Consider the following 22,125-nt stretch of genomic DNA (forward strand, 5'->3'; position numbering starts at 1 on the left):
GGGGGCCATACCCCCCCCCCCAGATTTTATCCGATCCAGGTGATGACGGGATCGCGCCGGGTCTGCGGTTCGGGCGTGCCCTTCGGGTAGCCGAAGATGATCGGCGCCACGATCCGCCAGCCCTCGGGCACGCCGAGGGCCGCAAGGAACTCGGGGCTGCCGGAGACAGGTTCGGCAGATCCGATCCAGCAGCTCCCGACCCCCAGTGCACGGGCGGCGAGCATCATGGTCCCGGCGCAGAGGGTGCAGTCGTAGATGCTGTACCTGTTCCGCACGTCGCCGAGGACGAGGACGAGCACCGGGGCGTCGTAGAAGATGTCGTACTCCTCCTGCGCGAGGATCTCCCTGTACGCGATGGACGCTTCGTCGGTGGCGTCCTTGAGGGCCGCAAGGAGAAAAGGCTTGCAGTACTCCGAGATCTGTTTCATGAGGGTCTGGTCACGGACGACGATGAACTGCCAGGGCTGGAGGCCGAGGGCCGTCGGGGCATGGATGCCGGCGTCGATGATCGCCTGCACGGTCCCATCGTCGAGGGGCCTGTCCTCGTACGACCTGATGCTCCGTCTCCCCCGGATCGCCGCCATGACGGCGTCGTGCTCTCTCTGCATGGTCCGCCCTCTTATCCCGCCTCCTATAAAGGTTCGGCGGCGACCATACCTTGATGTGGTCGGAGGAGAAAATCTGCACATGACGGATTCCATCACAATCGGGGAGGACTTCAAGCCGGCCCCGCAGTTCAAGACATATTATTTCCTCTATCTTTTCCTTACGACTCTGCTTGCGGCCGCCTTCATCCTCTTCCCTGTCTCCCTTGCCGGCGAACCGATTCTCAACACCCTCTTTGCCGGGGGTCTGATCGCGGTCGTCGTCTTTATCGCGGTCTGGATCCCGCTCTACTACCGGAGTGTGGTCTACCACCTCAGCGGGACAGAGATGACCTGGAAGAGGGGTGTCTGGTTCAGGGGGACGGGCATCGTGCCGTACAACAGGATCACGAATGTCGATATCGTGCAGGGGCCGCTGATGCGGGTCTTCGGCATCTCCGACCTCCGCATCCAGACGGCCGGGTACTCGGCCCAGGCCCAGGCGGAGATCCGCATCCAGGGCGTCGAGGAGCCCGAAGAGGTGCGGGAACTGATCATGGCCCAGGTCCGCGGCAGGCCGCCGGTGGCGGCGACGACAGGGGGGGAGGAGACCGTCGCCGCACCCGAGGACGCGGTCCTCGCCGAGTTGCAGGCGATCCGCCGGGTGCTTGAGAGGATGGCGGAGAAGAAGGAGTGAATTTCCCTCTCTTTTTTTCGTCGACGCCCGGCCGGGAGCGTCACCCGCGATGCCGCCGGCCCGACAACAGAGATATAAGGAAGAGGGTAAAAGAGTACACGGCATTTCTGGGCTTGTGGTCTAGTCGGTTATGACGTCGCCCTTACACGGCGAAGATCTCCGGTTCGAACCCGGACAGGCCCATCTATCCTTTACGACGCCCCGCGGGACAGATCTATTCTGAGCGAAATTCTCCCCGCATATCCGCAGAAATCCCAGAGAAAACACTATATCCCATGCATTCTATTGACCACCCGGTGATGGTATATGCCGTCGTTTAAATGCAAAGATATCGGGCTGAAATGCCCCTTCGAGGCGTCCGAATCGAATGAGTTCGACCTGGAAAAGAAGATCGCCGACCACGCACGGGAGGCACACGACAAGGCGCACCTCTCCGCGGATGAGTGGACGAAGATCAAGAAGGTCATCCACTGAGAAGAGCAGGGCACAATTTTTCCACTCCTTTTTTGTATCCGCTTCGTCACCCGACCCTCGCACAGGGGTACCTCCCCTTTACCGACGCGTTCAGGTACCGCCCGTGGGACGGCGCGGCGAGCAGGACATCGTACACCGCGGCAGGCACCCCGGAGTACCTGTAGAGGCGGCCGCTCCTGAACTCCACCTCAAGGGTCAGAGGGTCTAGCCGACCGGGGAGATGCAGGAGGAAGCGACCGGGACGCGGTTCATGAGGGGCGGTCAGGGATCTTCGCGGAGGTAGGCCTGGTGAAACCCTCCTGCGCAGGTCGACGTCGCCTCCTGATCCCAGGAGGGAGAGTGCGGACCCACCGGCACCCCGTACCAGAAATTCCCCAGAGCCGAAAAAAAGGGGGCCTGACCCACTCACGGCGCACGGGCGGCGATCGCCTTGCTGTGGGCGAGCATCAGGTCTGTCCGCGTGACAAACCCGGCAAGACGTCCGGGGTCTCCGGTCGAGACCACGGGGAGGTGGTGGATGTCGTGATCGATCATCAGGCGCAGGGCCTCCTCCAGGGTCCGGTCCTCGCGTATCGAGACCAGGGACCTCGTCATCCTCTCCCCCACAGGGAGGGAGAGGTCGCCGCCCGCCAGGAGTTCGCGCACGTCCCTCGTCGTGATGATGCCGGCCAGGCGGTCGCCGTCGAGCACCGGATAGCCGGTGTGGTGCGTCGAAGTGATGAGGGAGAAGACCTGCGAACAGGCGTCGGCAGGGGAGAGGGAGATCACGCGGTCACGCGGGACCATCACCTCGGCTACCCCGATCTTCTCCAGGATATCGACCTCGAACTCGCCGCGGTGGGCATTGGAGAAGGACTTGTTCCGCACCTGCTCCACGAAGATCGTCTCCTCGCCGGTGAGCACATGGGCGACGGCCACCGCACCCATCGCGGGCACGAAGAGGGAGAAGTTGCCGGTCATCTCCACGACCATGATCATCACCGCGATGGGCGCGTTCGAGATCGCCCCGAAGAGGGCGATCATGCCGACGACCACAAAACCCGGCACCAGTTCGATGGGTACCATACCGGGCAGGAAGGTGTGGAGGGCCATCCCGACAGCCCCGCCTGTCGCCCCGCCGATGACCAGGCCCGGCGCGAAGACGCCGCCGCTCCCCCCCGACCCGATGGTCAGGGAGGTGGTGAGGATCTTGATGAACGGGATGAAGAGGAGGACGGAGAGGGGGAGCATCGAGTACAGGGCAAGCTGTATGAAGCCGTACCCGGTGCCCAGGCCGGCAAGCCCGATGATCGCGGTCTCCGGGGAGAGGTAGACGAGGGCGACGACAAGGCTGCCGGTGATGAAGGCTCCGGCGAGGGGCTTGACGTGCTTCGGGAGGTGGTACCTCTCGAAGATCCCGGCAAAGAGGCGTTTCGTCCCGTAGAAAGTCCTGATATAGAGGACGCCGACCGCGGCGCAGACCACGCCGAGGAGGAGGAAGAAGGGGATCTGGCCGGTCGTCCACTCGACCTCTACCGGCGAGAAGACCGGTTCGAAACCCTCGAATGCACCGAAGATCGCGTACCCGATGACAGAGGCGAGGAAACCCGGGATGATCGCATCGGACTCGAAGTCCCGGCTGTAGAGCACCTCGGCCGCAAGGATGGCGCCGCCGAGGGGTGCCTTGAAGATCGTCCCGATACCGGCGCCGATACCTGTCGCCAGGGCGATCCGCCGCTCCCTCTCGGAGAGACCGAGGAGATCGGCGACAAGGGACCCGAAACCCGCCGACATCTGGGCGGTCGGCCCCTCCCTGCCGGCACTCCCGCCTGTGGAGATGGTGATGATCGCGGTCAGGGCCTTGAGGATGGGGATGCGGCGACGGATCCGCCCCTCGCCATGGAAGGCCCGGATCGCCGCGTCCGTCCCGTGGCCCTCGGCCTCGGGGGCATAGGTGTACACGAGGAGGCCGGAGACGAGGGCACCAAAGCAGATCACGGGGAGGATGAGCCACGGCGTCTCGGGCGGGGCCCATTGTGAGATTTCGGCGATGCTCTGCCCCTCCTCGGGCAGGTTGAACCCGACGATGGTCTCCATGAAGAAGGAGGTGCCGATCTTGAGGCCCTCGAAGAACAAAAGGGCACCGATTCCAGAAATTATTCCTACGATTATCGATATGAGAAAGATACGCTGTACAGGTGCGGCACCGTCTGACATAATGCAGAATATTGTTGCAGGACAAACAACATAAAATATATCGCGAAACTGCCCGATAGTCCTGAAATCATCGTATCCTCCTGAAATAGGGAGGCACGGGGGCCGGTGCGCGCCCATGCCCGATCCGGCCTCCAGAGAGGGCAGGGAAGCGGCATCAGGTCATCTCAGGGGGGGAAAAGGCGGACGGTCTGGTATGATACTTATTAACATAACGCAGGAGTAAAGACCATATTGTTTACTCTGGCCCTGACAGGTGCTGAAAGGTGTCAGACAAAGAAAAGCCATGAGCAGCAACGATTAGAAAGATTTTAATAAGATTTCGGGGTATTTTAGTTTGACCTATACAAGAAAGGATTTATAGTGTCGGTATAGGTAGGACGTTTAGAGGTGTTAAAAAAATGGTGTTCCATCCTCCAGTAGCAATCGTCGCAAAGGCTGGCGATGCAGGGAAGTACAAGGTTTCCCTGCCCGCATGGAACATGATCCTGAGAGGGTTCATGTCCGGTGCGTACATCGCCATGGGTGCCGGACTGGCAACGGTCTGTGCCACCGGCGTCGCACCGTTCCTCGGTGCGGGTATAGCCAAGCTTGTCCTGGGCGCCGTCTTCCCCGTCGGCCTCATCATCACCGTCATGACCGGTGCAGAACTCTTCACCGGTGACGCGATGTTCGCCCCGATGGCGGCATTCATCCACAAGGTCTCCTGGGCAAGCGTGCTCAATCTCTGGCTCTGGGTCTACATCGGCAACCTCATCGGTTCCCTTGTCTACGCCTACATCATGGCCTACGGCCCCCTGACCTCCTGGTCAGCCGCTGGTGTCGGCACAGCAACCGCCTTCGGCGTCAATGCAGTCGGTATCGCCGCAGGCAAGACCTCTTATCTTGGCGCAGCAGCCCTCTGGTCCTGCTTCCTCAAGGCCATCGGTTGTAACTGGCTCGTCAACCTCGCCATCCTCCTCGGCATCTGCGCCGACGACGCGATCGGCAAGATTGTCGGCATCTGGTTCCCGATCATGGCCTTCGTTTCCACCGGCTTCGAGCACTGTGTCGCGAACATGTACTTCATCCCCGCAGGCATCCTGACAATGCCGTACCTCTCCGCTGAACAGGCGGCAGGTATCGCTGGCCTCAGCAACCTCGGCTGGGTGACCATGTGGACGAACAACATCATCATCGTCACCCTCGGCAACATCGTCGGTGGCCTGCTCTTCGTCGGTGTTATCTACTGGGTCGCCTTCCGCAAGGAAATCGCCGCACTCAAGTAAACCCGAGCAGACAATGGAAATAAAGAATGTCAATGTGCGAATATCGGCCGTTTCCCTGGCCGTATTCGCATTTTTTACCATTCTGGTCGTTTTTGCAGTCACTCTTACAGGAGACCTCTCGATCCTCATCTGGGGAATTCCGACTCTCGTCCTCCTCATCATCATCCCGGGCATGCTCAACTACATGAGCCAGAGCCAGTACGCAGGCCTGGTCCCGGTCTATGAGAAGGAAGCAAAGGACGTCAGGGCCAGGGCAATCACCATTGCCATGATCGGAAAGCCCGTCAGGCTTCGCGGCACCGTCAAAACGGTGAAGTTCCGCTACCTCAACAGGCCCCACTACATCGTCGAGGACACCAGCGGCGAGATGACGGTGAAGATGTTCACCACGCCGCAGGAAGACGTGGAGGTCGGGGACAGGGTCGAGATCCTGGGCCTTGTGATCAAGCGCTACGTGGTATCGGGCGACGCCGTGGTCAACTGCGTTTCGATCAGGCGGATCAAAAAAGAAGAACAGTAAAGCCCGCAAGGGATTGTTAAGGAGAGGATGGGGCTTTCAGGAAAAGCCCCGTTTCAGTCCTTCCCCGGGAGACGGGCGTACACCTTTGTTGCATTCCTTGAGATAATCGTCGAAGAGATGGATCCTGGTGCTCACCGGGAAGGGGATCTTCAGGGTGGAGATCACCGCTTCGCCGGCGTCGAGAGTCTGGATCTCGGTGTCCATCTTTGAAAGGTCCTGTTTTGCGCTGCTCGCGATGGTGTCGCGGTCGCCCCGGTCGCCAAGCCCCATCACCACGAAGGTGTTCAACTGGGCGAGGACGCGGGGGTCGATGTTCTTCGGCTGCTGGGTGACGACGCAGAGGCCGACGCCGAACTTGCGCCCCTCCATCGCGGCCTCCCTGAAGACCTGGGTCCGCCGTCCGCCCGCGCCGAGGACGCGCTGCGCCTCCTCGATCGCAATCAGGACCTGCGGCGGCTTCTCATCCCGGCCGACGCCCCACTCCCTGTGGCGTTCCATGATCTGCCGGGTGATCACCGAGAGGACGAAGAGTTCGCTCCTCTCGCCCATGCCGGGGATGTCGATGAGGACGACCCTGTTCTCGTCGAGGGCCCGCATGATCTCCGGGATGGACGAACCCCTTTCGCGGAAGAACCGGCCGTTCACCCGTGTCAGGATATCAAAGTGGCGCTTGAGGACATTCAGGGGACCGGGATGGGAGGTCCGGAGTTTCTCCGCGATCCACCCGAAGTCCCCGACGTACTCTTTCTTGTCGAAATCGGCGAACTCGGTCTCCCGGAAAAAGGCGATGAGGTCTGACCCCTTCTCGTCCTCAAGGATTTCGAGGGCGTCGTGCTGCGGTTCCGAGTGGTCGAAGAGGATGTTCAGGTCGGAGGCCCTGATGTCGTCGTACTCGAGCCAGAGGCGGTTGAGGTGGTACGTCTTCATCTTCTCGGCATCGATCGTGAAGACGGACAGTCCGTCCAGGGCCGCGGTGACGTGGATGAGGCCCTTTGTCGCATCGCCTGTGGACGAGCGGCCGCCCGTGGCGTACTCGCCGTGCGGGTCGACGATGAGCATGCCAAACTGCTTCGCCTTCATGCAGGAGGCGGAAAAGACCTTCATGAAGTTGCTCTTGCCCATGCCTGTGGTCGCAAAGACCCCCATGTGCTGGGCCATCACCTCTGCATGGAGGGCGACCGGCACCCCCTCGACGACGCCCTGGCCCGTCTTCAGGAGGCCGACCTCGATCTCGCCCATCTCCTCCTTCAGGAAGGCGAAGTCGTCGGCCTTCGGGTTGGCGACGACCTCGGAGAACTTCGAGGGGAGGGTGTTCGGTTTCCTGAACCGGCCGTCGCCGTCGAGGTAGCCGAGGGGCACCGCCTCGACGCCCAGGAAGACGTCCTCGCCCAGTTCGTAGAAGTGCGCGGTGTGAGGGCGGGTGTCCCATTTCGGGTCGGCGAAGTTGCAGTCATGGCAGATCTCGGTCACCTTCGCAAAGAAGGTGAGGCCCTTCGTCTCGTCCCGGATCTTCAGGAGGTCGCCGACGAAGATCCTGCTGTCATGGGGGACGATGAACCTGTACGAGAGGACCTTCTCGCCGATGAGCCTGAACTTGGCCGGGTCGGCATTATCGATAGGATGCAAATGTGTCATGGTAGTCACCGAAATAGGCGCGGAAATCCGCGTTTGTCATGCCCGTCTCGCTCATGCGGCGGATGAGGGCCTGCCGGACCATATCCACCTGGTCCTTCCCGATCGCCGCGAAACGGTGGGCATCGAAGAGGGGGAAGGGGTAGCCGGTGACCCTTCCATCGTCCGCATAGGTGGCGAGGGCGGCAAAGGTCGCCCTGACGGCCGGCGGCGGCGTCCCTGCCGGGAGATCCACCTTGAAGGCGCGGGGAGATCCGGGGTGGAGGGAGGCGACATAGGTCGCGCTGAAGTCCCACTGGCGGTATCTCTCCGCGTCCAGGACAGACGGCGGGACGGCGAGGTGCCAGGCCCCTGCCACCCCGAGGTCGCGGGCAAGGGCCTCGGCCGCGGGGACGAGGGGGATGCCGCCGCCCCAGGTCGACGACGCCATCTTGGTCACCGCAGCAACGAGGACGCCGCGGGAACGGGCGGTGTCGAGGATCTTTTTGAGGACAGGGCGGTGGCTCTCGTGGTCGACGCGCAGGGCGCCGTCAAGGAGGAGGACGTCGCCCCGATCGAGGGTCTCGGCGAGGCGGAGGGCCGTCCAGTACTCGAGGGTGTCCCTGAACGCGGCCGCGGCGCGGGAGCGGTTCTCGTTGTCAAGGGGTTCCCGGGGCGTGTCCTCGAAGCACTCCCTGTAGAGAGTTTCATAGGCCGTGTTCTTTTCTTCCGGCCCGATCCTGAAGGCCCGGAGGGACGTCTCCCCGGCATGGTCCCGCCGGCCGGCAAGGAACGTCGTCTCGACGGCACGGACGAGCACGACGGAGAAACTCCCGGTCTCAAGGACCATGGCATTGCTCCCGTCCACCGCGGCGACAGAGCCCCCAAAGCCCGTGCCGCAGGGAGAGAAGGAGGAGGCGTCGAAGCCGCCGGCCCGCGCAAAACGCGAGGCCATGTCTGCCGGGCGGATCTGCCCGAGATAACCGATGATGCCGGCGATGTCGCCCTCGTCAAGGGGGATCACCGGTCCGCCTCCTCGATGTGGCTCTCGGGGCCGGGCCCGAGTTCGACCCGCAAGGTCGTCTCGAACTCGTCCTGGACCTCGCCGACATGGGAGATGAGGAAGATCTGGGGGAAGTGCGCTTCCTGCGTCCTGAGGGCCCTGACCAGGTTGGCCCGTCTCTCTTCGTCCTGGCTGCCGAAGATCTCGTCGAATATCAGGACGGCGGGGTCGTGCATGCCCCGCATACCGGCGAGGTACCGGGATAGGGCGATGCGGAGGGCGATCGCGATATCGTCCTGCTCGCCCCCGGAGAAACGGTCGGCCGGGTAGTCTGCCCCCATGTCGTTGACCAGGAGGGTGAAGGTGTCGTCGAAGGAGACGGTGTCGTACCGGCCGTCGGTGATCTCGGCGAGCACCTCGCCGACAACCCCTTCGAGCTGGCCGCGCACGACGCCAAGGAGGTAGGCGATGTACTCGGAGAGGAGGGAACGGGTCAGTTTCAGGTTCTCCCTCTCCTCGCCGAGGGCGGCGACCCTGTTCCTGACCTCCCGCACCTGCCTGAGTTTCCCGACGATCTCCCCCTCCTTCTCGGCGAGGTGAGCGAGGGCGGCCTGGAGTTTCGTCGTCTCCGCCTGCTTTTCCTGGACTGCATCCGCGGCCCTCGCGGCCTTCTCCCGAGCCCCGGCAAGGCGGTCGGGGTCGAAGGCGAGGGCCTCGACCTCGCGGCCGACGGCGGCACGGCGTTCCTCCGCGGCGGCGAGGGCCGACCTGACATCTGCCAGCCTCTTCTCCAGGTCGGGGAGGCGGGCCGCCTCACGCTCGCACGCGAGGTACCGGCGGTGCTTCTCCTCGGCCGCCTCCCTCGCCCCGGCGACGCGGGCATACCCGGCCTCGTCGAAACCAACCTCGTCCCTCTCTGCCGTGCACGCCGCGATCAAACCGTCGATGCGGGCGAGGGCGGCGCTCACCTCCCGGTGATCGGCCTCCACCTGCGGACGCCTCTCGCACTTCGTCTTCAATGCGAGGTACTCCTGCCAGAGGGGTTCGAGACGCTTCTGCTCCGCGTCGAGGGCGGCCTTCCGGTTCGGGTCGTAGGCGAAGGCCTCGCAGTCGGCGCGGGCGACCTCGGCGGCGACAAGCGCCGTCGCGGCCTCGGCGTCGAGGGCCTCCAGGTCCCCGGCCTTCGAGGGGAGAGCGGCGACCTCGCCGGAAAGCCTGTCGTATCTCTCCTTGAGACGGGAGAGGGCGTCGAGGCGCCCGACCACCTCCGCATGGTGCGCAGGGTCGTAGGTGCCGGCGGCGTATTCCTCGATCTCCAGGCGCTCCCTGAGGGCAGCGACCCGGCGCTTCTGGTCCACACATTTCTCCACCGCCACGGCGGCCCCGGCCAGGAGGTCCTGGAGGGCCTGGCGACGGCCCTCGATCTCCCGTATCCCGGACTGCACCGCGGCAAGGTCCCTGTCGATGCGGGCGAGGTCCCTGTCGAGGGTAAGGGCCTCCTCCTCGCCTGCCGCGGCACCCCTCTCCAGGTCGGCGACAAGGCCCCCATAATGCCCTCCAAGGGGGCGGTGGCAGGTGGGACAGGGGGAGTCAGGCCCGAGGGACGCAACCTCCGCGAGGTGCGCCCGGAGAGACGCCACCTCTTCGGTGCAGATCTTCTTCTTCGCCTCCGCGGCGGCGCGGGTGCGGGTGAGGTCGTCCCTCCTCTCCCCGGCCGCCTTCAGGTCCGCAGCAGGGTCGCCGGCCGCCGTCACGTCTTTTTTCAGGCCCTCGACCATTGCCTGAAGCGCTGCCTCTTCCCTCTCCGCCGTTGCAATCTCGTCCCTGATGCGGAGGGCCTCGCGGGCATGGACCGCGGCCAGGTCGAGCGCCTCCTTCTCCCGGAAAAGGTCGTCGTACCCGGCAAGGTCAGCCTCAAGATCGGCGCATTCCGCGTCTTTTTCCCTGAGTGTCTCGACCTCCCGGACGAGTCCGGCCATCGCCCTCCCCAGCGCGGCGACATGCTGCTCCGCGGCGCGGACACGGTCGGCAAGGTCGCGGTGCCTGATCTCGTCGGCCGCACAGGCCTCCCGTGCCCCGAGTACCTCGTTCCGCCGCGCGGCGACGGGCGCAAGGTCCCGGCACCGGACGAGGTCGGCGTCGAGTCCTTCGAGTGTGTGGGCAAGGGTCACGAGACGGCCAACCTCGCGTCGCCGTTCGCCATCGAGAGAGGAGAGGCGTGCCGAGAGGAGGTCGTGGCTCTGCTTCTTCCGGCCCCACTCCTCAGAGGCCTCCTGGAGGGCCGCGTACTCCTCCTCTGCCGCGGCGAGGGCCTCGTACTCACCGAGGTGTGCTCGAATACCCTCGATGTCCTTCTCAAGCCCCGACACCTCGGCCGCGTACCGTTCATTCTCCCTGACGGCAGAGGCCTGTGCCTCGCCGAGGCGCGCTGCCTCGCGGCCTGCCGCATCGAGGGCGGCGAGGTCGGCACCGGCCGCGTCCCTCTCCGCACAGAGAGAGACCAGGGCCTCGGTGCATGCCTTCATCCCGGCCCGGGCAGAGTTCGCATCTGCCCGGCAGATCTCCAGCCCGCCCTCCAGCGCCTCCTCGTCGAGGACGGAAAGGGCGCCCTCGGCACGGCTGATGTCCGCCTCGACGGCGTCGATCTCCCCCTTCAGGGCGGCCTGCCCCTCGTCCTTCAGGTAGTCGATACCGAGGGCCTTCATGAACCACTCCCGCCTGGCCGCCGGCCTCTCGTCGAGGAGGGCGAGCAGGTCCTTCTGGGCGGCAAAGACCGTGCTCCTGAAGTCGGCCGGCCCCATACCGAGGACCCGCATCACCTCCGCGGCGACAGCGCTCACCCCCTCGGCCAGCTGCTTCTCGCCCCCGTCCATGAAGAGGGAGGCATTGTGCTGGGTGGAACTCCCCGTCTTCCTGAAGGTCCGCTGGACGACGTAATCCTCGCCGCCGGCCGAGAACTCCAGGACGACCTCGCACTTCTCCTTCGGGCCGGCAAAGGAGGAGACGACATACTCGCCGTCGACCCCGCCCTGCACGCCGTACAGCCCGAAGAGGACGGCGTCGGTGATCGTGCTCTTGCCCGCGCCGTTGTTCCCGACGATGCCGGTGATCCCGTCGCGGAACAGGATCTCCTCGTCCCGGTAGCGCTTGAAGTTGCGGAGGACAAGTTTATGCAGGAGCATCGTCGACCTCCTGGCGCTCCCTGATCACCGTCTTCAGGACCTCCTGCCCTTTCCTGAGGACATACGCCTCCCTCTCCGGGGGGAGGTGCTTCTCGCCCAGGAAACGCCCGAACTCGGCGACATAGTCGAGGCCGGCAAGGTCTCCGCCGGCAAGGCGGGGGACCTCCTCCTCGGCCACCTCGGCCCTCACCTTCAGGTCGAGGAGGCGGTCGGCGGCACAGGCAGGGCCGCGGCGCCCGAGGTCGCGGAGAGTCTCCCGCCCCACACCGGCGACCGTCACCTGGCACATCGCATGGGGCGCGGCGACCCTCTCGACGGCCCCGGCGATCGCGTCGGCGACCCCGCCGGCCGAAAGATCGGCGCAGTCCAGGGTGCCGAGGTCGTACATCGGGGTCTTCGGGAGGGCGAGGGGCGTGACACGACCCGTCGCCGTGTCGACGACAAGGCCCCCCTTCCGGTCATGGATCTCGCCGTACGTGCAGTGTTCCAGGGACCCGCTGTACCAGGCGCGGCTGCCGACCTGCACCTGGCCGTGGTAGTGGCCGAGGGCGATGTAGTCGAAGTCGTCGGAGATCATCGTGTTGTCTATCTCGTGCTCCGCGATGGTGTGGAGTTTTTTGTCGGCGACCATGCTCGCAAGGCCGTGGGTGACCAGCACGTTGGCCGATGAGGAAGAGAGGTCGACCTGGTCGAAGGCGACCCTGTAGTCGCCGGCCTCGAGCATGTTCGGAATGAGGTGGAAGACGGTGTCGCCGACCTCCACCCTCTCGTACCGGTAGCGGTAGGCGGCATGGACCTCGGCGCCGTGGTATGCGAGCACGGCAAAGGGGGACTCGGTGTACCGGGTCTTCGCCATCGAGTGGTTGCCGGCGATGAGGATGAGGGGGACGCCCGCGTCCTGCAGTCTGTCCAGGGCCTCGAGGACCGTCGTGTAGGCCCTGGTCTTTGGCCTGACAGTGTGGAAGAGGTCGCCCGCGTGGACGACGGCGTCCGGCCTCTCCCTGATGACCGCGTCGACGGCCGCAAGAAAATTCTCGTAGACCAGTTTTTCCCGCAGGTTCATCCCGGTATCCGGGTCGATTTTATTGAAGGCCGCAAGGCCGAGGTGCGTATCGGCAATATGGACGAATTTCATCTTTATCAAACCCTCATCTGCCGGTCGTATATAGAGCTCTCCGGCGGACCCTGAAAGTGAAGGGGAGCGTCACCACTATCTAATAGCGGGTGCACACTATGAAGATGGTGATTCTGTGACACAGCGGGCTGTGGACGCAATATTTCAGGCGATGTTCCTCCTCACCGATCTGCGGGTGCTGATGCGGGAGACGGCGCCCCTTCACGATCTCGACGAGGAACAGCGGGCAAAGGCCTCGAAGGCCCTTGAGAAACTGAAAAAACAGATCAATACTCTTGAGCAGGAGCTGTCTCGATGAAGTGCACGGCCGATATCGAGGCACGCGACCTCGAAGAGATGAACATCAATATCGACCCGATCCAGGCCGGCGGCAGGCTGACCGCGGACGCGATGAAGGCGATCATCGCCTGGGGCGACGGCTACTCGGTCTGCGACAACTGCCGGAAACCTTTCAGGCTCGACTACATCGAAAAGCCGGCAATCAACGTCTTCCACGACGACCTCGCCGCCTTCGTCGGCATGGACGAGGCGCGGGTCGTGCCCGGCGCGAGGCGCGGCTTCCAGGCGGTCGCCGGCACCTACGTGCAGAAGGGCGACCCGGTGATGCTCACCGGCCTCTCCCACTACACCGAGTTCCTGGCCGTCGAGAACACCGGCGGCGTGCCCCTGGAGATCCCGAAGGACGAGAAGAATATCATCAGGGCCGGGGCGGCGGCGGAAAAACTCGAAGAGGCGGTGCGGACCTTCGGGCGGCCGCCTGTCCTCCTCTTCATCGACCATGTCGACTACCAGTACGGCAACCTCCATGAGGTGAAGGAGATCGCCCGCGTCGCCCACCAGTACGACGTCCCCGTCCTCCTCAACGGCGCCTACACGGTCGGCATCCTGCCTGTGGACGGGAAGGCGCTCGGCGTCGACTTCGTCGTCGGGTCGGGGCACAAGAGCATGGCGGCGCCGGCGCCCTCGGGCGTGCTCGCCACGACCGCGGAGCGTGCCGACGAGGTCTTCAGGACGACGACGATCAAGGGAGACGTCACGGGCCGGACCTTCGGGTTGAAGGAGGTGGAGATGATGGGCTGCACCCTGATGGGCGTCACCCTCATGGGCATGATGGCCTCCTTCCCGCACGTGCAGGAGCGGGTGAACCACTGGGAGGAGCACCTTGCCAATGGCACGCTCTTCGTCAACGCCCTGGCCGCCATCGAGGGGACGGAGATCAGGTCCGAGATGCCGCGGCGCCACACCCTGACCCGCGTCGACACGACCGCCTCCTTCGATCGGGTGGCCGAGACGCACAAAAAACGCGGTTTCTTCCTCTCCTCCGCGCTGAAGAAGAAGGGGATCGTCGGCGTCATTCCCGGGGCGACGAAGGTCTGGAAGTTCAACACCTACGGCCTCTCCCGGGCACAGGTGGAGTACCTCGCCGCCGCGTACCTGGAGATCGCGGAGGAGAACGAACTTTCCGTCTCCTCGTAAGGATAGGATAGAGTGCCGGCCCTGAAGGGGTCGGTGCGGTTCTTTTTTTCTATCACATTGTTCCGGATAGAGTCTTAAATGGGAGTCCGGAGGGAACTTGAAAAGACGAAGGCTTCGAAGAAAATCCCGGGAGAAACATGGGAAGGCATTATCTCCAGGGATAAATCGGTGGAGCGGCATCTTGTCCGGGGGGCATCGCTCGAAAACGTTCCGTTTTCTCAAGCTCCCTTCGGTCGCACCCCCGGTCCCCCCACCATCAGGATAGGGGAGGGATGGTAACCTCCTCCTTCAGGACCTCTGCTCTGTCTTCCCGGGGTTTATCCGGAGTCGGGGACGACCAGTGGGAGTCGAGAAGACGAAGGCTTTCGAGGCCAGCACCCCCGGGCAGAAAACCATAACATCTCAGAATCTATTCCATGATGCCATGGGGAGGATACCGTGCCGGCAGACCTCGGCGACCTTCTGCGCCTGAAAAAGGATCAGGTCGGCCCTGCTGCCGAAATGCTCGCCCGGGCTTTCGGGCAGGACCCGAAGATAGACTATTTCGCTCCCGACGACGGGACGCGGGGGGCGATCGCGCGTCACCACTTCGAGTTCCTGCTCAGGTACGGCCTGATCTACGGGGAGGTCTACGCGACATCGCCGCGACTGGAGGGCGTCGCGGTCTGGCTCCCCGCAAAAAAGGTGGAGATCACCCTCTGGAGGGCGCTTCGGGCCGGACTCTTCCGGTTCAGGAAGGGAGTCGGGAAAGAGGCCCTGGAACGCATCCTCTCCTTCTCGGAGTACGTCGACGGCCTCCACCGCCGGCATATGCCCGGCCCTCACCACTATCTCTTCTTCATCGGCGTGGACCCGACCTTCCAGGGAAAGGGGTATGCGAGCCGCCTGATCCGTCCGATACTCGATCGCCTGGACAGGGAGGGACTCCCCTGCTATCTCGTCACCCAGAACGAGCAGAACGTGGCGCTGTACGAGCACTACGGGTTTCGGGTGATCGAAAAAAGTCTCGTCCCGGGGACAGAAGTGGGGAACTGGGCGATGGTGTGGGAGGGAGGAAAAAATCCCGGTTCCGCTACGCGGTGAAGAAACTCCTCAGGCCCCTTCCTCTTCGCCGACAATCTTCCCGTTCTTCGCCCTGACCCGCCTGAGAGTCTCCATCGCCGCGGCCACCAGGTCGTCGACCCCGATCTTCTCCTCCGCCGCTTCGATCTTCGTGACGTCGGCCTTCGTCGCCGGTTTTTTCGGGACGGCCCGGCACGAGAGGTCGCCGGCATCGTCGTCAAAGGTGCCGATCATCCGGGCGAGATCGATCGCCTCGGCCTTCTCGTAGGTGAGGAGAGGGCGGAGGACAGGAAGAGTCGCCGCCGCCTCGATCACCCCGAGGTTCGCCAGGGTCTGGGACGCCACCTGGCCGAGGTTGTCCCCGGTGACGACCGCGAGCGCCCTCTCCTTCCGGGCGACGGCGTCGGCCATCCTGGCCATGAAGCGCTTGCAGAGGATGCAGCGGTAGTGGTACTCCCCCGACGCCGTCATCGCATCGAAGAAAGGCTCCATGTCCGCGACGACCAGGTCGAGGGGGCGGCCCATGCACCAGGTCGAGAGGACGGCATGGTGGCGGAGGACCGCGTCCCGCACCGCCGCCCCCTGCCAGCGCCCCGCGTCAAGGGAGAGGTGGGTGACCGTGCAGCCCCGGCGCATCATCAGCCAGCTTGCGACAGGCGAGTCGATCCCGGCGGAGAGGAGGGTGAGCACCCGGTCCTGCGTGCCGAAGGGCAGGCCGCGGGGCGCCGGGATACGTTCGTCGTACACGAGCCCGCCGTACGGCCGCGCCTCGACAAAGACCTCGTAGTCGGGATGGGAGAGGTCGACCCTGAGGCCAGGGATCGCGTCATAGATCACGCTCCCGACCTCGGCCCCGATCTCCGGGCTCGTATAGCCCTCCACCCCCTCCCTCTTCGCCCTGACCGCGAAACTCATGCCTGCCCGCAGGTGGCGGCGCGCCCGCTCCAGGGCCGCCGCCCCCATCTCGGGGATGGTGGTCCCTGTCCGGGTGCAGACCGCCACATCGACGATCCCGAAGGTCCGGGAGACGACACCGGCGATCCCATCGACGTCAGGGCCGTGCACCAGAATACGGTCCCGTCGCACCTCGATATCGTGCTCGGCCCCGGCGGCCGTAAGGGCCAGGTCGATGTTCTGCCTGAGCATCCGCATGTAGACTTTCTTGACCGCCTCGCTCTTCAGGAAAAGTTCGCCAAAACGCAGGAGCACCGTTCCCATTTACACACCTCTGATCGTCACGTCGTCAAAACCGATGGCCCGGACACGCTCGATGAGCGCCCGTGCCTCGGCCTCGTACCCGGCAGGCACCTCGACCCTGGCCGAGCGCCCCTGCACCCGCACCCGCACGCGGCCCGGTATCCTCTCCCTGAGGATGGCCTCGGCCTCGCCGATGAGCCCGAGTTTTTCGGGCGTCACCTCCTCGCCGACAGGGAGGCGGGTCGCAAGGCAGGAGGAGGAGGGCCTGACAGGCAGGCCAAAGGCGCGGGCCATGGCGACGATCTCATCTCTGCCGATCCCGCAGGCCGCAAAGGGACTCTCGACCCCCAGTTCGCGGAGGGCCCGCAGGCCCGGACGGTCTGCCGGGTCGTCGCCCGCATGGGTGCCGTCGACGACATGGGCGTAGCCGTGCTCCTCCGCCCACGCGAGGACCGCCTCCATCATCAGCCTCTTGCAGACATAGCACCGCTCAGCGGTGTTGTGCCTGACCGCGTCGACGGCAAGCATCTCGACCCTGACCACCGCGTGGGGCACGCCAAGGGAGGCCGCGACCTTCGCCGCAATCCCGGCCTCGGCCGGGGCAGCAAGCCCGGTCTCCACTGTCACCGCCGCCGTCCTGACGCCGGCCCGCGCCGCCGCCGCAAGGAGGACCGCACTGTCGGTCCCGCCCGAGAGGGCGACGACAAGAGGGGCATGCTCACGGAGATACCTGCAGAGGCAGTCGGGAATCATGCCATCTGGTGGGCGCTGATCTCAGATGAAGATTGGGTGAAGACAGTTCAGGCCACTTTCAGATAGCGCTCCACCGCATCTTTCGCCATCACCTTCGGCATCAGCACGATAATGATCCCCTCCTCGCCGAAGATCTCCTCGGCATGGGGGCCGAAGTGCCCGGCGACCACGGCGTCAACCCCCTCCCTCATCATCTGATCGGCGGCGGCCATGCCGGCCCCCTGTGCCACGCGGCAGGCATCATTCGCCACGGTCTCGACCGTGCCGACTGCACCCCCCTCCACCTCGACAAAGGTGAATGTGTCGGCACGGCCGAAATCGGTGGCCACGACGGCGTCAAGGCCGCCCTCTCCATCGGTTGCTACGGCGATCTTCATGAGAAACCCTTTTCGCACATCAGTTAAAGCGCTTGCCCCCCTCCTGCCGGCCGAAAAATCATGTGCAGCCGCCGTTCCCGGATAGAAAATTCTTTAATTGGAGGTATTCTATCTCTATAGGAATGGCAAAGAAGAGCGCAAAAGAACAGGAGCCGATGAAGTTATTCTATATTTTCTACAGCGAAGAACGCTGGAATAACTGGGTGTCCACTCTCAGGGAGGCGGACTTCGAGGGCGGCGACGACGAGGAGGAGATGCCGCAGGGCCTCCAGACCCTCCAGAGTTTTGTCGAGGACATCACCATCTCGGTCCTGAAGATCGTGAAACTCTACCAGAACGAGCGGTTCAGCAAGGAAGATGCGCTCGAAAAACTCGAGGGCGTCGAGAATATCGTGATGGCCGGCCTCCCTGAAGACGAACCCCTCGTCGATATCATCGGAGACGTACAGATCTCTCTGCTTGCGCTCTTTGCATCCTGCAGGACATTCCTTGAGGGCGACTATGAGGCCGACCCGAAGGCGCTCGTCAAGGACGGGAGAAAGGCGGCCGACGACGAACCCGAGGTCGCCCTGGACATGGCGGCAAAACTCGGCGCACAGATCATCAACGGAGGCAAGTGGAGCGCCACCTACCTCAAGAGCAAGGGGGACCCGACCGTCTTCGACGAGTGGCTCACCGAGATCGAGACGATGTCGGAGGCCGTGCAGTCCCTGAAGAAGTTCGACGAAGAGCCCGGTGAAGGGACGTGATCGCAGACAAGGCCCGGTTCCGCGCAAGCAGGAAGATCGAACGGGTTACGGGAGTCCGCCTCCCCGACCGGGTCTTCAACACTGCATTTCTGGAAGCGGTCGCCCCGGCGATGGGCAACCGCGCCCTCGATACCCGCGTGCGGGAGCAACTCCTCAATATCCACCGGGATTTTCTCGCCTGCACGTGCAGGGACAACCCGAACTGCGGGTGTCCTGAGAAGAAGTTTGCAAAGACGATCCTCGAATACAGGGAGACCGGCCTCGACCACCGCCAGATCGCGGATGCGATCCTGGACGAATATGGCATCGATGTCTTCCCTGCCGATATACTCTCGTTCCTCGAAGAGATGGTCCACACCCTCGAAGTGGTCAAGGAGGTGGCCAGGATCGAGGGGAAAGAGGGCCTGATGAAGGAGACGGACAGGCATATCAAAGCGGTGGAGCGGTGATCACCGCAGCGCTTCCTTCACCTGCAGAACGAAATCCGAAACCTGCGGCAGGCGGGCGAGGATCTCCATAAGGTCGCTCTCATCGAAGGTATGGTACGCTCTCATCGAAGGTATGGTATTCGTGAGAGAGCAGGTTCCGGTAATATACCAGCGATGAGAGAGAGCGGTTCATCCCTCCATCGATAATACCCCCTTTTTCCAGCATCCTGAAGATGTCCCGGTAGGTTGCCGGCGTCCCGAGGTTGGCTCCCATCGCCATCTCGCTGCCAAGATCGATCACCCGGTTGAGCAGGGAGAAGAGGACCATAGAGACGGCATAATAGGTCTTTTTGTCGCGGAGATCCTCGGCCGAACCTATCTGAAACTCTTTCAGGTCGGTGCAATATATTTCAATATCCGCAAGGATAAGAGCGATCCGCTCACGGTCGTACATCGCACTCCCCCAGCACCCGGTCGCAACAGCGCCTGAGAATCCGGGAAAAGTCCAGATACCCACTGACAGTCTTTCCCCTCAGTCTCTGCAATTGCGTCTCGTCACGACAGAAGAGCACCTTCCCGTCCCTGAACACACGGTACTGAATGTAGAGTGGCAGGTCCTGGAAGAAGGACAGATCGTATCCCGGAGCACTGTTGCTGAAGAGGTCCTCTTTTTCCTCTCTCTCAAGGGGTCGGGACGCGATGATGCAGAGATCGACATCGGAGAACGGTCTCCGCGTTCCTGTTGCCGTCGAGCCGAAGAGAACGACGGCAAGGACTGCAGGGTGCTCTGCAAGCGGTCCGACCACATGCGACCATGCCTTCGTTGCTGTTTCCATCCTCTCTTCACCCCCTTCTTCTACGAGAATGGGAACCCTGTGCTCATATAGTTTCGGCCCTGCGGTCATCCCGTCACCGCACAACCCCGAGGTCGGCAAGATCCCGGACACAGAACCCCTCCTCCCTCAGTTTTTCTTTCCCCGGGAGAGTCCGTGCTACAAGCCCCGGCGTCACCGGGCCGGAGAGTCCTTTCACCAGCAGTATCCTGAGAGAATCACGTAGTGATTATTTTTATAATCATTATGGAAATTATCATAATTTCGGCGAGGTGCCCATATGGATGCCTCCCAGGGAGGAGAGGAACGGCAGGGACGCTACGAACTATGACGCCCTGTTATTGCAGCAGGGCGGAGAACTCTTCAGGACTGATATCAGCATCTCTCAGAAGCTTTCAAAGAACCCTTTTCCAAGAACATCATGCCGGGGGATTGTTAATGGTTTCTTGCTCTGATCAGGGCGGACCATACGGACATGGCTACCGTTCTGTCTCACAACCTGATATCCAGGTTTTTCAAAAGATCGTATCGCGGCATCTCCTGAAAGAACAGGCAATCCGGTCATATCTCTACCGAAACGACATGGTAACTGAGATCCCGGATGGATTTCAAATGCCTGATATCTTCTTCGGTCTGCTCTTCAAGACGGAGATCGATGACCTCATGGATGTTCTTCAGCGCTTCATCCAGTGTCTCCCCCTGCGTATAAAACCCCGGAAGAAGAGGGCACTCCACCACATAGAAGCCATCTTCATCTTTTTCAACACGAACCGGGAGATTGATCTAATCGGGTCATTTCACGCCATCCTGATAGTCGTATCTACCCCGCAGGTCATCAAAAAACTACTGGTGGTCGGCGGGAACTGTCTTTCATACTCCCATCTGCCCGATGACCCTCGCGATCGCCGACGCCGCGTCTCCTGCAGGATCAGATCCTCGATCGCGGCGAGCATCGCCCCGGTCTGGTGGCCGTGGGTGCCCGAACCGATGCCCAGGTTGTGGTCAGGGTGCGGGATCCCGAGTTCCTCGAAGAAGAGGTCTGACATCTCCCGGTCATAGTGCTGGCCGGTGTGGACGAGGACCTCCTCGTGCTCTTTCCGCAGTTCCCTGGAGACGGGCGCACACTTGATGAACTGGGGGCGGGCCCCGACAACGGTGAGGATCTTCATGCTGAGGATAGGGTAGGGAGGAGGAGGGCAAGAGGGTTGCGATAGGAGGTTGAGGGGCTGGGCGAAGAGTCATTCTGGAGTCATTCTGATGAGATCATCCCAAAACTGATCATACCCTCTCCTGTCGATGGAATGATCGGTATTTGATTCTAAAAAAAATCCTGATCTCATGTCTGTTCCGGGGGGTTTCACCCCCCGGTCCCCCCACCATTACGATAGGGGGTGGATGGCAATCTCCCTCCGCAGACCTCTGTTCTCTCTTCCCCGACCCTATCCTCTTTCGGAGGAACAAGCGCCAGCGAGTTCGAGACACAGGAGACCGGAGATCTCCTGAGCAGGCACATCTATGATGTGCCATGAGACGAAGTCTTCGCTGTCCGGGGACAACGAGTGATAGCGAGTTCAAGAAAATCTTTGATTTTCGGCGGCAGTCCCCCGACAGAGAGTTGGGGGAAGGCGGTGGTTTCGCACTGTTCTTTATGGAATTCGGGGAGACATCGATCCAATCCTGAAATTTTCTCCCGTGCCCCACATGCAGAGGTGGGGGAGTGAACAAGAGTTTTGGGATATGCTCGATGACAGGAATTCAGAGAGGCATCAGTAACCTCGAAATATCACTCGTTCTCTGGAGGCTTCAGAGTGCGCCGCATCGTCTCAATCTGATCTCTCAGTTCAGGGAGTTGCCTGGTGATGATGAACCAGACCGTCGCAGGGTCAACACCGAAGTAATGGTGAATGACAACATTCCTGAGGCCGACAATTTTTCGCCAGGGAATCTGGGCATACTGCTCCCGGAGAGCGTCAGGTATATTGCCGCAGGCCTCACCGATCACCTCGAGATTCCGGATCACCGCATCAAAGGTCTTTCGATCAGTGGCGAACTCCTCTTCAGAGAGACCGTGGATATATTCTTCAATGGCACCGATGCCTTCCAGAATATCGTCGAGAAAGAAGGTGATTTCACGCTCAGACATAGACGAGGTCCCGGGAAATGGATCTCTTCAGATTTTTGCGCCGGTTGATCCCGCCTTTCAGGACGAGGTCGACCCTGAGACCAAGAAGATGTTCCAGGTCATCCCGCAGGTCCACGACATCCCACCCGATAGGATGTGCAAGATCGACCAGGATATCCACATCGCTCCCTTCGACCTGTTCATTTCGGGAATAGGATCCAAAGACACCGATCTCCCTGACCCCATATTTCCTCAGGAGATCGGGCTTTGCCTGCCTGAGAACCTCAAGGATCCGTTGCATCTCCCAGGTTCCAGGAATGGTGTCGACTGTTCCGGCCATGCATTCCATTCTGTTGCTGGAATATTAACGATTCCGGTCATACTCTGCTGAACTTCCCAAGAACAAAACGGTGTCGATTCATGCGGATCTCCAGGGCCATATCAAATCAAAGTTTGATTGA

General features: G+C 62.4%; 26 protein-coding genes, 1 tRNA gene and 1 pseudogene. 10 read left to right on the forward strand and 18 right to left on the reverse strand.

Going from position 1 to position 22,125, the window contains the following annotated elements:
• Positions 1-26: 26 nt before the first annotated feature.
• Positions 27-608, reverse strand: a complete 582-nt coding sequence (locus MEFOE_RS11340; protein ID WP_067052177.1) for a nitroreductase family protein — start codon at positions 606-608, stop codon at positions 27-29.
• 79 nt (positions 609-687) lie between these two features.
• Between MEFOE_RS11340 and MEFOE_RS11345 the strand changes: the two genes are divergently transcribed.
• The 3 genes from MEFOE_RS11345 (at position 688) to MEFOE_RS13460 (ending at position 1,755) form a co-directional block, all read left to right on the forward strand.
• On the forward strand, positions 688-1,281 hold the full coding sequence (locus tag MEFOE_RS11345) for a PH domain-containing protein (protein WP_067052179.1): 594 nt from the start codon (positions 688-690) through the stop codon (positions 1,279-1,281).
• Positions 1,282-1,390: 109 nt separating this feature from the next.
• Positions 1,391-1,464, forward strand: a tRNA-Val gene (locus MEFOE_RS11350).
• 123 nt (positions 1,465-1,587) lie between these two features.
• On the forward strand, positions 1,588-1,755 hold the full coding sequence (locus MEFOE_RS13460) for a DUF1059 domain-containing protein (protein ID WP_083523452.1): 168 nt from the start codon (positions 1,588-1,590) through the stop codon (positions 1,753-1,755).
• A gap of 46 nt (positions 1,756-1,801) precedes the next feature.
• On the opposite strand, the gene MEFOE_RS11355 is transcribed toward MEFOE_RS13460, so the two are convergent.
• Together MEFOE_RS11355 and MEFOE_RS11360 are read right to left on the reverse strand one after the other, a co-directional pair.
• Positions 1,802-1,942, reverse strand: coding sequence for a KTSC domain-containing protein (locus MEFOE_RS11355; protein ID WP_235809618.1), 141 nt, complete (start codon positions 1,940-1,942; stop codon positions 1,802-1,804).
• A 218-nt stretch (positions 1,943-2,160) separates the two neighbouring features.
• On the reverse strand, positions 2,161-3,951 hold the full coding sequence (locus tag MEFOE_RS11360) for a chloride channel protein (protein ID WP_067052181.1): 1,791 nt from the start codon (positions 3,949-3,951) through the stop codon (positions 2,161-2,163).
• Between the two features lie 398 nt (positions 3,952-4,349).
• On the opposite strand from MEFOE_RS11360, the gene MEFOE_RS11365 reads away from it, so the two are divergent.
• Together MEFOE_RS11365 and MEFOE_RS11370 are read left to right on the forward strand one after the other, a co-directional pair.
• The gene (locus tag MEFOE_RS11365) at positions 4,350-5,216 is read left to right on the forward strand and encodes a formate/nitrite transporter family protein (RefSeq protein WP_067052183.1); all 867 of its coding nucleotides are present in this window, start codon (positions 4,350-4,352) and stop codon (positions 5,214-5,216) included.
• A 13-nt stretch (positions 5,217-5,229) separates the two neighbouring features.
• Positions 5,230-5,736, forward strand: coding sequence for a nucleotide-binding protein (locus tag MEFOE_RS11370; protein ID WP_067052184.1), 507 nt, complete (start codon positions 5,230-5,232; stop codon positions 5,734-5,736).
• A 36-nt stretch (positions 5,737-5,772) separates the two neighbouring features.
• Here MEFOE_RS11370 and MEFOE_RS11375 read toward each other — a convergent pair whose 3' ends face one another.
• Genes MEFOE_RS11375 through MEFOE_RS11390 form a run of 4 tightly spaced genes read right to left on the reverse strand, consistent with a single transcriptional unit; the run spans position 5,773 to position 12,667 of the window.
• On the reverse strand, positions 5,773-7,371 hold the full coding sequence (locus MEFOE_RS11375) for an ATP-binding protein (protein ID WP_067052186.1): 1,599 nt from the start codon (positions 7,369-7,371) through the stop codon (positions 5,773-5,775).
• Complete coding sequence (locus MEFOE_RS11380) at positions 7,346-8,371, reverse strand: DNA double-strand break repair nuclease NurA (RefSeq protein WP_067052188.1); 1,026 nt, start codon at positions 8,369-8,371, stop codon at positions 7,346-7,348. The genes MEFOE_RS11375 and MEFOE_RS11380 overlap by 26 nt, the downstream gene beginning before the upstream one ends.
• Positions 8,368-11,532 carry an AAA family ATPase gene (locus MEFOE_RS11385; RefSeq protein ID WP_067052190.1) on the reverse strand — a complete coding sequence of 1,055 codons (3,165 nt, stop codon included), beginning with the start codon at positions 11,530-11,532 and terminating at the stop codon, positions 8,368-8,370. The genes MEFOE_RS11380 and MEFOE_RS11385 overlap by 4 nt, the downstream gene beginning before the upstream one ends.
• Positions 11,519-12,667 (reverse strand): metallophosphoesterase family protein, encoded by a 1,149-nt coding sequence (locus tag MEFOE_RS11390; RefSeq protein WP_067052192.1) that lies wholly within the window; start codon positions 12,665-12,667, stop codon positions 11,519-11,521. The genes MEFOE_RS11385 and MEFOE_RS11390 overlap by 14 nt, the downstream gene beginning before the upstream one ends.
• Positions 12,668-12,782: 115 nt before the next feature.
• Between MEFOE_RS11390 and MEFOE_RS11395 the strand changes: the two genes are divergently transcribed.
• The 3 genes from MEFOE_RS11395 (at position 12,783) to MEFOE_RS11405 (ending at position 15,226) form a co-directional block, all read left to right on the forward strand.
• Positions 12,783-12,965: a hypothetical protein gene (locus MEFOE_RS11395; protein WP_067052194.1), complete on the forward strand. Its 183-nt coding sequence runs from the start codon at positions 12,783-12,785 to the stop codon at positions 12,963-12,965.
• Positions 12,962-14,143, forward strand: a complete 1,182-nt coding sequence (pscS, locus tag MEFOE_RS11400; protein WP_067052196.1) for an O-phospho-L-seryl-tRNA:Cys-tRNA synthase — start codon at positions 12,962-12,964, stop codon at positions 14,141-14,143. Before MEFOE_RS11395 ends, pscS begins: the two co-directional genes overlap by 4 nt.
• A gap of 438 nt (positions 14,144-14,581) precedes the next feature.
• Positions 14,582-15,226, forward strand: a complete 645-nt coding sequence (locus tag MEFOE_RS11405; RefSeq protein ID WP_067052198.1) for a GNAT family N-acetyltransferase — start codon at positions 14,582-14,584, stop codon at positions 15,224-15,226.
• A gap of 9 nt (positions 15,227-15,235) precedes the next feature.
• On the opposite strand, the gene thiI is transcribed toward MEFOE_RS11405, so the two are convergent.
• The 3 genes from thiI to MEFOE_RS11420 are packed head-to-tail and all read right to left on the reverse strand — an operon-like array spanning position 15,236 to position 17,532.
• Positions 15,236-16,423 carry a tRNA uracil 4-sulfurtransferase ThiI gene (gene thiI / locus MEFOE_RS11410; protein WP_067052200.1) on the reverse strand — a complete coding sequence of 396 codons (1,188 nt, stop codon included), beginning with the start codon at positions 16,421-16,423 and terminating at the stop codon, positions 15,236-15,238.
• A complete protein-coding gene (gene larE / locus MEFOE_RS11415) occupies positions 16,424-17,155 on the reverse strand; it encodes an ATP-dependent sacrificial sulfur transferase LarE (RefSeq protein WP_067052202.1) in 732 nt (243 codons plus the stop codon).
• 47 nt (positions 17,156-17,202) lie between these two features.
• Positions 17,203-17,532 (reverse strand): NifB/NifX family molybdenum-iron cluster-binding protein, encoded by a 330-nt coding sequence (locus MEFOE_RS11420; protein ID WP_067052204.1) that lies wholly within the window; start codon positions 17,530-17,532, stop codon positions 17,203-17,205.
• A gap of 122 nt (positions 17,533-17,654) precedes the next feature.
• On the opposite strand from MEFOE_RS11420, the gene MEFOE_RS11425 reads away from it, so the two are divergent.
• A complete protein-coding gene (locus MEFOE_RS11425) occupies positions 17,655-18,281 on the forward strand; it encodes a DUF2150 family protein (protein ID WP_067052206.1) in 627 nt (208 codons plus the stop codon).
• Complete coding sequence (locus MEFOE_RS11430) at positions 18,278-18,730, forward strand: DUF5814 domain-containing protein (protein ID WP_067052208.1); 453 nt, start codon at positions 18,278-18,280, stop codon at positions 18,728-18,730. The genes MEFOE_RS11425 and MEFOE_RS11430 overlap by 4 nt, the downstream gene beginning before the upstream one ends.
• 79 nt (positions 18,731-18,809) lie before the next feature.
• On the opposite strand, the gene hepT is transcribed toward MEFOE_RS11430, so the two are convergent.
• The 8 genes and pseudogenes from hepT to MEFOE_RS11460 all read right to left on the reverse strand — a co-directional run bounded on the left by hepT (position 18,810) and on the right by MEFOE_RS11460 (position 22,004).
• Entirely contained in the window at positions 18,810-19,163 is a 354-nt protein-coding gene (gene hepT, locus MEFOE_RS11435) for a type VII toxin-antitoxin system HepT family RNase toxin (RefSeq protein WP_067052210.1), read from the reverse strand.
• The gene (gene mntA / locus MEFOE_RS11440; protein WP_160329545.1) at positions 19,150-19,545 is read right to left on the reverse strand and encodes a type VII toxin-antitoxin system MntA family adenylyltransferase antitoxin; all 396 of its coding nucleotides are present in this window, start codon (positions 19,543-19,545) and stop codon (positions 19,150-19,152) included. Before mntA ends, hepT begins: the two co-directional genes overlap by 14 nt.
• Before the next feature lie 73 nt (positions 19,546-19,618).
• A complete protein-coding gene (locus tag MEFOE_RS14645) occupies positions 19,619-19,741 on the reverse strand; it encodes a hypothetical protein (protein ID WP_268872624.1) in 123 nt (40 codons plus the stop codon).
• A 186-nt stretch (positions 19,742-19,927) separates the two neighbouring features.
• Positions 19,928-20,107 carry a type II toxin-antitoxin system HicA family toxin gene (locus MEFOE_RS13465; RefSeq protein WP_201785194.1) on the reverse strand — a complete coding sequence of 60 codons (180 nt, stop codon included), beginning with the start codon at positions 20,105-20,107 and terminating at the stop codon, positions 19,928-19,930.
• Entirely contained in the window at positions 20,104-20,325 is a 222-nt protein-coding gene (locus MEFOE_RS11445; protein ID WP_067052214.1) for a type II toxin-antitoxin system HicB family antitoxin, read from the reverse strand. The genes MEFOE_RS13465 and MEFOE_RS11445 overlap by 4 nt, the downstream gene beginning before the upstream one ends.
• 134 nt (positions 20,326-20,459) lie before the next feature.
• Positions 20,460-20,711: pseudogene (locus tag MEFOE_RS11450) on the reverse strand (UDP-N-acetylglucosamine 2-epimerase); the annotation flags it as partial.
• A gap of 614 nt (positions 20,712-21,325) precedes the next feature.
• Positions 21,326-21,685 carry a HepT-like ribonuclease domain-containing protein gene (locus MEFOE_RS11455; RefSeq protein WP_067052217.1) on the reverse strand — a complete coding sequence of 120 codons (360 nt, stop codon included), beginning with the start codon at positions 21,683-21,685 and terminating at the stop codon, positions 21,326-21,328.
• A complete protein-coding gene (locus MEFOE_RS11460) occupies positions 21,678-22,004 on the reverse strand; it encodes a nucleotidyltransferase family protein (RefSeq protein WP_235809619.1) in 327 nt (108 codons plus the stop codon). The genes MEFOE_RS11455 and MEFOE_RS11460 overlap by 8 nt, the downstream gene beginning before the upstream one ends.
• Positions 22,005-22,125: the final 121 nt, after the last annotated feature.

It is taken from the genome of Methanofollis ethanolicus (assembly GCF_001571385.1).
GTDB classification, from domain to species: Archaea; Halobacteriota; Methanomicrobia; order Methanomicrobiales; family Methanofollaceae; genus Methanofollis; species Methanofollis ethanolicus.

What these genes read in the sequence shown, in the direction of transcription:
- mntA (WP_160329545.1), bottom strand. Translation starts at nt 19,545, where the DNA reads ATGGAAACAGCAACGAAGGCATGGTCGCATGTGGTCGGACCGCTTGCA.
- MEFOE_RS11385 (WP_067052190.1), bottom strand. Translation starts at nt 11,532, where the DNA reads ATGCTCCTGCATAAACTTGTCCTCCGCAACTTCAAGCGCTACCGGGAC.
- thiI (WP_067052200.1), bottom strand. Translation starts at nt 16,423, where the DNA reads ATGGGAACGGTGCTCCTGCGTTTTGGCGAACTTTTCCTGAAGAGCGAG.
- MEFOE_RS11345 (WP_067052179.1), top strand. Translation starts at nt 688, where the DNA reads ATGACGGATTCCATCACAATCGGGGAGGACTTCAAGCCGGCCCCGCAG.
- MEFOE_RS11460 (WP_235809619.1), bottom strand. Translation starts at nt 22,004, where the DNA reads ATGGCCGGAACAGTCGACACCATTCCTGGAACCTGGGAGATGCAACGG.
- MEFOE_RS11375 (WP_067052186.1), bottom strand. Translation starts at nt 7,371, where the DNA reads ATGACACATTTGCATCCTATCGATAATGCCGACCCGGCCAAGTTCAGG.
- MEFOE_RS11360 (WP_067052181.1), bottom strand. Translation starts at nt 3,951, where the DNA reads ATGTCAGACGGTGCCGCACCTGTACAGCGTATCTTTCTCATATCGATA.
- MEFOE_RS13460 (WP_083523452.1), top strand. Translation starts at nt 1,588, where the DNA reads ATGCCGTCGTTTAAATGCAAAGATATCGGGCTGAAATGCCCCTTCGAG.
- larE (WP_067052202.1), bottom strand. Translation starts at nt 17,155, where the DNA reads ATGATTCCCGACTGCCTCTGCAGGTATCTCCGTGAGCATGCCCCTCTT.
- MEFOE_RS13465 (WP_201785194.1), bottom strand. Translation starts at nt 20,107, where the DNA reads ATGACCGGATTGCCTGTTCTTTCAGGAGATGCCGCGATACGATCTTTT.
- MEFOE_RS11340 (WP_067052177.1), bottom strand. Translation starts at nt 608, where the DNA reads ATGCAGAGAGAGCACGACGCCGTCATGGCGGCGATCCGGGGGAGACGG.
- MEFOE_RS11455 (WP_067052217.1), bottom strand. Translation starts at nt 21,685, where the DNA reads ATGTCTGAGCGTGAAATCACCTTCTTTCTCGACGATATTCTGGAAGGC.
- hepT (WP_067052210.1), bottom strand. Translation starts at nt 19,163, where the DNA reads ATGTACGACCGTGAGCGGATCGCTCTTATCCTTGCGGATATTGAAATA.
- MEFOE_RS11370 (WP_067052184.1), top strand. Translation starts at nt 5,230, where the DNA reads ATGGAAATAAAGAATGTCAATGTGCGAATATCGGCCGTTTCCCTGGCC.
- pscS (WP_067052196.1), top strand. Translation starts at nt 12,962, where the DNA reads ATGAAGTGCACGGCCGATATCGAGGCACGCGACCTCGAAGAGATGAAC.
- MEFOE_RS11365 (WP_067052183.1), top strand. Translation starts at nt 4,350, where the DNA reads ATGGTGTTCCATCCTCCAGTAGCAATCGTCGCAAAGGCTGGCGATGCA.
- MEFOE_RS11390 (WP_067052192.1), bottom strand. Translation starts at nt 12,667, where the DNA reads ATGAAATTCGTCCATATTGCCGATACGCACCTCGGCCTTGCGGCCTTC.
- MEFOE_RS11420 (WP_067052204.1), bottom strand. Translation starts at nt 17,532, where the DNA reads ATGAAGATCGCCGTAGCAACCGATGGAGAGGGCGGCCTTGACGCCGTC.
- MEFOE_RS11425 (WP_067052206.1), top strand. Translation starts at nt 17,655, where the DNA reads ATGGCAAAGAAGAGCGCAAAAGAACAGGAGCCGATGAAGTTATTCTAT.